This is a genomic window from Sporosarcina sp. GW1-11 (genome assembly GCF_033088395.1).
Taxonomy (GTDB): Bacteria; Bacillota; Bacilli; order Bacillales_A; family Planococcaceae; genus Sporosarcina.
Genome location: NZ_JAPMIW010000001.1, coordinates 279211 through 288014, shown reverse-complemented (window position 1 = coordinate 288014; position 8804 = coordinate 279211). Strand labels below are relative to the sequence as shown.

General features: G+C 41.8%; 8 protein-coding genes and 1 pseudogene. 6 read left to right on the top strand and 3 right to left on the bottom strand.

Annotated features, from left to right (window positions below):
* A pseudogene (locus tag ORD22_RS01430) lies at window positions 1–845 on the top strand (alpha-amylase family glycosyl hydrolase); the annotation flags it as partial.
* Between the two features lie 136 nt (window positions 846–981).
* On the opposite strand, the gene ORD22_RS01425 reads toward ORD22_RS01430, so the two are convergent.
* Both ORD22_RS01425 and ORD22_RS01420 read right to left on the bottom strand, forming a co-directional pair.
* The gene (locus ORD22_RS01425; RefSeq protein ID WP_317644060.1) at window positions 982–1833 is read right to left on the bottom strand and encodes a DegV family protein; all 852 of its coding nucleotides are present in this window, start codon (window positions 1831–1833) and stop codon (window positions 982–984) included.
* Window positions 1834–1845: 12 nt separating this feature from the next.
* Window positions 1846–2670 carry a Cof-type HAD-IIB family hydrolase gene (locus ORD22_RS01420; RefSeq protein ID WP_317644059.1) on the bottom strand — a complete coding sequence of 275 codons (825 nt, stop codon included), beginning with the start codon at window positions 2668–2670 and terminating at the stop codon, window positions 1846–1848.
* A 178-nt stretch (window positions 2671–2848) separates the two neighbouring features.
* Here ORD22_RS01420 and ORD22_RS01415 point away from each other — a divergent pair, with 178 nt between their 5' ends.
* The 4 genes from ORD22_RS01415 to ORD22_RS01400 all read left to right on the top strand — a co-directional run bounded on the left by ORD22_RS01415 (window position 2849) and on the right by ORD22_RS01400 (window position 7424).
* The gene (locus tag ORD22_RS01415) at window positions 2849–3625 is read left to right on the top strand and encodes a prolyl oligopeptidase family serine peptidase (protein ID WP_317644058.1); all 777 of its coding nucleotides are present in this window, start codon (window positions 2849–2851) and stop codon (window positions 3623–3625) included.
* A gap of 46 nt (window positions 3626–3671) precedes the next feature.
* Entirely contained in the window at window positions 3672–3983 is a 312-nt protein-coding gene (locus ORD22_RS01410) for a metal-sulfur cluster assembly factor (protein ID WP_317644057.1), read from the top strand.
* A gap of 132 nt (window positions 3984–4115) precedes the next feature.
* Complete coding sequence (rraA, locus tag ORD22_RS01405; RefSeq protein ID WP_317644056.1) at window positions 4116–4595, top strand: ribonuclease E activity regulator RraA; 480 nt, start codon at window positions 4116–4118, stop codon at window positions 4593–4595.
* A gap of 684 nt (window positions 4596–5279) precedes the next feature.
* Window positions 5280–7424: an ATP-dependent Clp protease ATP-binding subunit gene (locus ORD22_RS01400; RefSeq protein WP_411567606.1), complete on the top strand. Its 2145-nt coding sequence runs from the start codon at window positions 5280–5282 to the stop codon at window positions 7422–7424.
* Between the two features lie 52 nt (window positions 7425–7476).
* On the opposite strand, the gene ORD22_RS01395 is transcribed toward ORD22_RS01400, so the two are convergent.
* Window positions 7477–7659, bottom strand: coding sequence for a YjzD family protein (locus ORD22_RS01395; RefSeq protein WP_317644054.1), 183 nt, complete (start codon window positions 7657–7659; stop codon window positions 7477–7479).
* A gap of 178 nt (window positions 7660–7837) precedes the next feature.
* Here ORD22_RS01395 and ORD22_RS01390 point away from each other — a divergent pair, with 178 nt between their 5' ends.
* On the top strand, window positions 7838–8770 hold the full coding sequence (locus tag ORD22_RS01390; RefSeq protein ID WP_317644053.1) for a beta-ketoacyl-ACP synthase III: 933 nt from the start codon (window positions 7838–7840) through the stop codon (window positions 8768–8770).
* The last annotated feature ends 34 nt before the right edge of the window (window positions 8771–8804 follow it).

Here is an 8804-nt window from a genome sequence, read left to right as displayed (position 1 = left end):
ATCGAGCGGATACGGCATTTCTTAATAAGCTAATCGCTACGTTGAAAGATGCTCATGAAGGCTTCTACGTTATTACAAATGAGTCAAGTGAAGCAGCATTCGACAGTACACCAGCTGAAGTCCCTAGTAAGGCTATACAAGAAGCGTTTGTTCAAGTAAATCCAGATTCCTCTGCGCTTAATGTGTTCTCGAACGACAACGCAGGGAAATTGTTACAGTTAGACGATTTAACAGGACCACGCTTCACTTACAAAATGGTCGAGTTGCGTCAGTTCCCACCGACACGCTGGAAATTAGCAACAACAGCACAATTCATGCTTCCGGGTGTTCCGTTGACACCTTACGCAACAGAGATTGCAGTAAACGGTAAAGAAGCACCGGAATCACATCCGTTCTTCAACTTCAAGACGGATATGGAATTGCATGAATGGATTGGCGATCTTAATACGCTTCGAAATGACTCAGAAACTTTACGTACCGGCGATTTTAACATATTGCATAATGAAGATGGGTTTATTGTCTTTGAACGTTCTTCTGAAAAAGAGAAGTGGATCATTGCGATTAACAACACTTCTGAATTGAAAAGCTTCCAAATGGATCCTGCTCAAATTGGTGTGAATAAGAAACTTCGTGGAGTACTAAGTCAGGACTTGATCAAGCAAACGAAAGATAATGAATACCATATTGTAGTTGAACGAGAACTTGCAGAGATTTATCTAGTGGAAGATGATGATGGTTTCAATACACCTTATCTGATTGCTTCTTTGTTAGTTGTTATATTGTTCACGTTATTCTTATTCGCGGTTATACGTAAAGGGAAACAGAACAACAATACGGATTTATAAAAGAACAGCCCGTCTGCGAATTTGCAGGCGGGCTGTTTAATGTATTAATGAAAGTCTGAAATTATAAGTGGATTGGGATAGATGTTCCAGTAAAACGCAGAGTAATGATATACGTATTTCTTACTTATTTTTCGATTCACTCGGTTTTATTCAAGAAAAATAATGCAAGTGTCCCCGGACCAGCATGGGAACCAATGACCGAACCGACTTGGTAGAGTTCAATTGCTTTTGGTTGGATGACTTCCTCAATCATCTCTTGGAATTCTTTAGCGGAAGTCAAGTCGTCTCCGTGACTAATAGCAATTGTTTGTTGTTCTAGATTGCTGCCGCGTTCTTCCATCACTTCAATCATGCGGCGTAATATTTTTTTTCGTCCGCGATGCTTTTCAATCGGTACGAGCTTGCCGTCTTCTACGTGAAGTAAAGGCTTGATGTTTAGCAGACCACCAATAAACGCACTCGCTTTAGAAACACGTCCACCTTTTGCTAAGTAGTCCAGATCTTCTACGGTAAATAAATGTTCCATATGTGTAGCCATGAACCGGATTTTCTGTTCGATTTCTTGTACGTTACATCCCTCGTTGCGCAGTCGCACCGCTTCTTTAACGAGTATACCGTAGCCAAGTGATGCGCATTTAGAGTCTATGATGATGAGATTCAAAGAAGGATGTTCTTCTTTTACTTGTTCGCTCGTCATGACAGCTGTTTGGTATGTACCTGAAAGCTGTGAGGAGAAAGCGATGTAGATGCCTTCTTCACCGGACGCAGCGAGGTCGTTCCATGTTTGCAGCATTTTGATAGGTGAGACTTGTGAAGTTTTTGGTTGCTGTCCGCGACGTATGGCGTCGAATACTTCAGTAGAATTGATTTCTATAATATCTTCATATTCTTTACCGTTTAGTAGGACGTTCAACGGAAATAGCTCTACTTCGTTTTCTTCATAGAAAGATAATGGTAGATCACATGCGCTGTCAGCAAAAATTTTCATTTAGTTTCCCCCTTACATGACTCGTAGTTTATTTAAAGAAAGTCTGTCTTCTAATATGAGTGAAATACCGTCTTCATTGTTAGTAGATGTAACTTCATTTGCGATTGATTTCAATTCATCAATCGCGTTTCCCATTGCAACGCCGAATCCCGCATATTCTATCATTTCAAGATCATTGTCTTCGTCGCCAAATGCGATGATGCGGTCTTTTGGCACGTTTAACCAATTAGACACTGCATGAATACCGACTGCTTTGTTAAGGCCGTGGCGGACGATTTCTACAATGTTAAATGGCGCACCCCAACGTCTATGATCGATGACTTCTGCATGGATGTCTTCAAGATGTTGGCGTATCGGATCAACGGTTAGTTGATCGGCTTGGATAAGTAAGCTAGTCGGGTCTGTTTTCAATGAAGTTCGGAGATCGCCCGCCGTTATGAGGGGATTACCGAAGCTCAAGATATCCAAGAATCGTTCGTCATGGTATTGAGCGTAGACATCATCCATCACTTCCGCAATGATATTTTCTACGGGAAAGTTCTGCATCGCTTCAACAACTTCATTAACGATCGGTAATGCAATAGTTTCGTGAATGGTTTGCCAAGAGCGGTCATTTGGATGGTGAACAAATGCACCATTAAAGTTCACGATTGGTGTAGTCAATTCTAGTTGTTGATAATAAATTTCGCTTGCTCTATAAGGGCGACCAGTGGCGATCATCACGTGATGACCTTGTGACGCAGCGATTTTCAGGGTCTCTTTTGTTTTAGGTGAAATCACTTTTTCATCTGTCAATAACGTACCATCTAAGTCTAGAACGATTAAATGTGGTTTCAACGAATTCTCTCCTAACGAGTATGAGTACTATTAAATTTGTCTATTCTGTCTTTCTAGTTTAGCCCTTATGTATTAAGTAAGTCAAAAAATCGAACAATAAGGTGTTATTTTTGTTTTCTTTAGAAGATGTTGCTATCCTAAAATAATAGTATAGGATCGTTAGAAATGGGGAATTGAAATGATTATACGCACAGAACAATGGAAACATATCCCTGTACTTCATATTGTAGAGGAGTCAAAGGAGCAAGAGCGTGTTCCGGTCGTTATGTTTTTTCATGGATTCAATAGTGCCAAAGAGCATAACTTGCACTATGCCTATAATTTAGCGAGGCGAGGAATGCGTGTCATTTTACCAGAAGCGATGTTGCATGGAGAACGTTCAGAATCGATGGATTCATTCCATCTGTCGTTGCGTTTTTGGGAAGTTGTTTTAACTTCTATTCAAGAAGCGGACGTTCTTTATAAGGAGTTGCAGGAAAGAAATCTAGTAGATGAACAGACGAAGATTGGTATGGGGGGGACGTCAATGGGGGGGATCACGACATTCGGTTGTTTGGCAAGTTATGACTGGATTGATACAGCTTCGGTCATGATGGGTTCACCGGCATTCGTGCGTCTCGCTACAGGGCAAATCGCTTATGCAGAACGTGGGGGACAGGAATTACCTATTACACCAGCAGAACGTCAGAAACTATTTGATGCACTTGAACGAGTGGACCTATCGAAAAATCCAAGCAGACTCAATCAGCGCCCGCTATTTATGTGGCATGGCGAACAGGATACACTCGTACCGTTTGAGTTCACGAAAGAATTTTACACAGACATTCAGCAACAGTACAATGGAAATCCAGAGCGTCTTCGGTGGATGGCTGAAGAAGAAGCGGGTCATGCAGTTTCACGGCCTGGAATGCTAACTGCAGTCGATTGGCTTGCACAGCATTTGATTGCAAGGTAGTATGTTGGTAAGATAGAAGTACCACACACCAGAGAGGAGCATTCTGATGAGCGCAGAAGAAATGAAAGAGTATTTGTTTGGCGCGTTAGAAAACGTCATTGACCCAGAGTTGGGAGTTGACATTGTCAATTTAGGGTTAGTTTATAACGCTGAGCTACTTGATGAAGGAGTAGCGAAAATTACGATGACATTGACTTCCATGGGTTGTCCAATGGGGCCACAAATCGTAGCAAATATTAAACAGGAGTTAATGGAACTACCTGAAGTAAAAGATACAGAAGTAAATATCGTTTGGAGCCCACCATGGTCTCGCGATAATATGTCACGCTATGCAAAGATGGCACTTGGCGTACGATAAGAAAGTTAAACCATACTGCATGCAGTATGGTTTTTTTATGGAAACTTTCAGTCGTAAAAAAAAGGAATTGCAAAAATATGTCGAATACTATAGATGTAACGTCAAACAGAATATTCTAGGGGGAATAGGAAAATGTCAGTAAAAACAGCAGATTTGTGTGATGATTTCATCGATGAATTACAAGTATGTACGGTGGAGTTTCAGTCGTACGGGAAACATAGTCGATTTTCAGGACCCATTTCTACAGTAAAAGTCTTCGAGGATAATGTCTTGGTGAAAGAAGCACTTCAGACAATTCCAGAAGGTAATGTACTAGTAGTGGATGGTGGCGGTTCAAAACGCTGTGCATTGATGGGGGACATGCTCGGTGAAATCGCGCAAGATCGTAAACTAGCAGGTGTGATTATCTACGGATGCGCACGTGATACAGCGGATCTTGGCACACAAGAAATTGGTGTCATGGCAATCGGAAGCATGCCAGTGAAAAGTATCAAGCGTGGCGAAGGTCAACGTGATGAAGTGCTGCATTTCGGTAACGTTGAGTGGACGCCTGGACATTATGTCTATGCAGACGAAGATGGAGTCGTAGTCGCACCAAGAAAATTAGTATAACCATTTACTACTTGTAGATAAATGAATGGGAGAGTGGAAGGCTACCGTTTCACTGCGTTCCAGGCGGACGCGTTCGGGAGGGCCCGCGTTGAGCCAAGCGAACAGCGAAGTGTTCGCTTTGCCTTAATTTCTGCGGTCTGTGCAGAAATTAAGGCAACTGTGCTCCTAACGCTTCGCTTTTACTCGCAAAAGCCGTACTTCGCAACGGCTCTTGCTCCCCTGGTTGTCTCACCTGTCGGGCTAATCCTCCCCGAGTCGCCACCTTGCACTTCGCTTCACTGGTGTTTTCTTCTGAAGGTAGTGAGTGGAATATTCGGCTTTTTACTTGGTCCTTGCACTTGAACTTGAAAAAGTAAAGAAGAAGCACAAATTCAAAGTCTCAAAATTCGTGTAATCTATCTATGGGCTCTCGCTGCAGAAGGGGCGACACCAGAAAGCGTCCTCTTCTGTAGCGTTTGAATACATAAATCTCGAAGCAATCATAAAGTAACTCACTACTAACAATTTGTTTTGTCTACCACTTGAAACGGTTGTACTATACAAGCGTTTTTTTTGTGAAAAAGATCGGTGAAATGATAAGTTAGATCCCAAGCAAAACGATTTACTTCTGGAGAAAAACGTACTATAATCAAATTAGTCAAAGATAGTCAAAGTCAAATAGACGGAAGGTGGATGTTTATGAGAATGGACAGCACACAAGAAGATCAACGCACACCGTTAGAGCAATTCGGTCGTAATCTAGTCGATGAAGTGAAAAATGGTAAAATGGATCCGGTTATTGGCCGGGATGAAGAAATACGAAACGTCATTCGAATATTATCTAGAAAAACAAAAAATAATCCCGTGTTAATTGGGGAACCGGGTGTTGGTAAAACAGCGATTGTTGAAGGATTAGCCCAACGTATCGTAAAAGGGGACGTACCTGAAGGATTAAAAGATCGTCAAATTTTCGAACTAGATATGAGTGCATTGATTGCAGGAGCGAAGTATCGTGGGGAGTTTGAGGAACGTCTGAAAGGTGTTTTGAAACAAGTTAAAGACAGCGCGGGAGAAATCATTTTATTCATTGATGAAATCCATACAATTGTCGGTGCTGGTAAAACGGAAGGCGCGATGGATGCAGGGAATATGTTGAAGCCAATGCTTGCAAGAGGCGAATTGTACTGTATCGGTGCGACAACACTTGATGAGTACCGGATGTATATCGAGAAAGATCCTGCACTTGAGCGTCGTTTCCAACAAGTATTGGTACGGGAACCTTCTGTTGAAGATACGGTTTCTATTTTGCGTGGATTGAAAGAACGTTTTGAATTACACCACGGTGTACGAATTCATGACCGCGCGTTAGTTGCAGCAGCGACATTATCAGATCGTTATTTAACGGAGCGTTTCATGCCCGATAAAGCGATTGATTTGATCGACGAAGCAAGTGCGATGATTCGTACAGAAATTGATTCCATGCCGTCAGAATTGGATGCCGTGACTCGTCGTATTATGCAGTTGGAAATTGAAGAACAAGCGTTACGGAAAGAGAAAGATTCTATGAGTCAATCTCGTTTAGTAACATTACGTGATGAGTTGCAGCAACTGAAAGATTCGTCAAAAGATATGCGGGAGCAGTGGGATTCAGAAAAAGCAGCGTTAAAAATCGTACAAAGCAAGCGTGAAGAACTTGATCGCTACCGTAGAGAGCTAGAAGAAGCACAAGGTCGCTTTGACTTAAATACAGCCGCTGAATTACAATATGGTAAAATCCCAACGTTGGAAAAAGAATTAAAAGAACTTGAAAGTCCATTGGAAGGTAGTCAGGATCTCCGCTTATTGCGTGAAGAAGTGACAGAGGAAGAAATAGCATCCATCGTTGCACGTTGGACAGGCATTCCAGTTACGAAACTCGTTGAAGGTGAGCGTGAGAAATTACTGCGTTTGCATGAAACATTGAAAGAGCGTGTCATTGGACAGGACAATGCGGTGCAACTCGTAACAGAAGCTGTATGGCGTGCACGTGCAGGTATCCAAGATCCGAATAAACCGATTGGATCATTCCTCTTCTTAGGACCGACGGGTGTAGGTAAAACAGAACTTGCGAAGACGTTGGCAGCTACATTATTCGATTCGGAGGATCATTTTGTTCGGATAGATATGTCGGAATATATGGAGAAACATAGTGTATCACGACTTGTCGGAGCGCCTCCAGGATATATAGGATATGAAGAAGGCGGTCAATTAACAGAAGCCGTTCGCCGTAATCCATATGCGGTCGTCTTGTTAGATGAAATCGAAAAAGCTCACCCAGACGTAGCAAATATTTTACTTCAAATTTTGGATGATGGACGGATTACGGATAGCCAAGGTCGTTTAGTGAACTTCACGAATACGGTCGTCATCATGACATCTAATATCGGTTCTGCGTACTTACTTGATGGGGACTTAGAAGATGATGAGCATGCTAAGGAAGATTTGATCATGGCAGCATTACGTGGTCACTTCAAGCCAGAGTTATTGAATCGAATGGACGACATTATCATCTTCCATTCACTAACTACTGATTCCTTCAAAGCGATTACTCGCAAAATGTTGGGAGATTTGGAAAAACGTTTAGAGCAACAAGATGTTACGTTAGCGTATGATGAGGACGTAGTGGATTGGATTGTGAAAGAAGGGGCAGATGCTGATTTCGGAGCACGTCCATTAAAACGTTTTATCCAGCGATATGTAGAGACAAAGGTTGCCAAACAAGTAATTAAAGGTGGTTTGCAAGAACATGAGCAAATACACTTGACGATGGAAGATGAACAATTAGTTGTACAGATTGTAAAACCCGTATAATAATATAAAAAAAGCGTGCGAACTGATATCAGTTCGTACGCTTTTTTGGATGTCAAACGTCTGCTGGAGAATCGTTTGGAATAATTGCTGTGATAACCAATACAAAGATAGCCAAAACGATAGAGACGGTAACGCCCGCCATAAAGTCAAATTCAGTACCACCAATTGAACCTGCAACGTAGTTTAACATCGATACTAATAGGAACGACCAAACAAATGTCATAATATAATGCATGATTTTCACCTCGACTAGTCTATTTCAATCTACATCATACCATAGCCTATCCGAACGATGAAATGATTATATACAGAAATTTTGACGGAAAAGTGTCCTCTTATTGAAAAACGAGTGATTTTCTTCTATAATTAACACCAGGTACTAATAATAGATGATAAGGAACGGGGTAGATGATATGAAAGCAGGACTTCTAGGGATTGGAAAGTTTGTCCCACCAACGATTGTAACAAATGCAGATTTAGAAAAAAGAATAGACACATCCGATGAATGGATTCGTACACGTACAGGAATTCAAGAGCGTAGAATTGCTGACGAAACTATAGATACATCAGATATGGCATACGAAGCGGCTAAAGATGCTCTTGAAGCAGCGAATATTCGCCCAGATCAACTGGGCCTCATTCTAGTTGCAACAGTAACACCGGATTATACATTCCCATCAGTTGCTACGATGGTACAAGAACGTTTAGGTGCAACAGGTGCAGCAGCGATGGATATATCTGCAGCATGCGCAGGATTTATTTATGGTATCGTGACGGCAAAGCAATTTGTCGAAGCGGGTACGTACGATTATGTGCTTGTGATAGGCGTTGAAAAGCTATCTAAAATCGTCAATTGGGAAGATCGCAACACCGCAGTTTTATTCGGTGATGGCGCAGGCGCTGCGGTTGTAGGAAAAGTAAGTGAAGGAAGAGGAATTCTTTCATTCGAACTAGGTGCAGATGGTTCAGGTGGTAAACATCTTCACCGTAAAGAGTTCATCGAAATGAATGGTCGTGAAGTATTTAAGTTTGCGGTTCGTCAGATGGGTGAAACAGCGGTTTCGGTTGCAGAAAAAGCAGGCTTGACGAAAGACGATGTAGATTACTTAGTTCCACATCAAGCAAATATCCGTATTATGGAAGCTTCACGCGAACGTTTAGGTCTACCAACCGAAAAGATGTCAAGCACAGTTCATAAATACGGCAACACGTCCGCGGCATCTATTCCGATTTCATTATCAGACGATCTTGCAGAAGGACGCGTTAAAGATGATGACATTATTGTCTTGGTAGGATTTGGTGGCGGCTTGACATGGGGCGGCTTATGTATAAAATGGGGTAAGTAAACAAACGAATAAATAAAAGTTAACGATAGAAAGG

Coding starts and splice junctions, on each gene's coding strand:
- ORD22_RS01425 (WP_317644060.1), bottom strand. CDS start 1,833: ATGAAAATTTTTGCTGACAGCGCATGTGATCTACCATTATCTTTCTAT.
- ORD22_RS01415 (WP_317644058.1), top strand. CDS start 2,849: ATGATTATACGCACAGAACAATGGAAACATATCCCTGTACTTCATATT.
- ORD22_RS01410 (WP_317644057.1), top strand. CDS start 3,672: ATGAGCGCAGAAGAAATGAAAGAGTATTTGTTTGGCGCGTTAGAAAAC.
- rraA (WP_317644056.1), top strand. CDS start 4,116: ATGTCAGTAAAAACAGCAGATTTGTGTGATGATTTCATCGATGAATTA.
- ORD22_RS01400 (WP_411567606.1), top strand. CDS start 5,280: ATGGACAGCACACAAGAAGATCAACGCACACCGTTAGAGCAATTCGGT.
- ORD22_RS01395 (WP_317644054.1), bottom strand. CDS start 7,659: ATGCATTATATTATGACATTTGTTTGGTCGTTCCTATTAGTATCGATG.
- ORD22_RS01390 (WP_317644053.1), top strand. CDS start 7,838: ATGAAAGCAGGACTTCTAGGGATTGGAAAGTTTGTCCCACCAACGATT.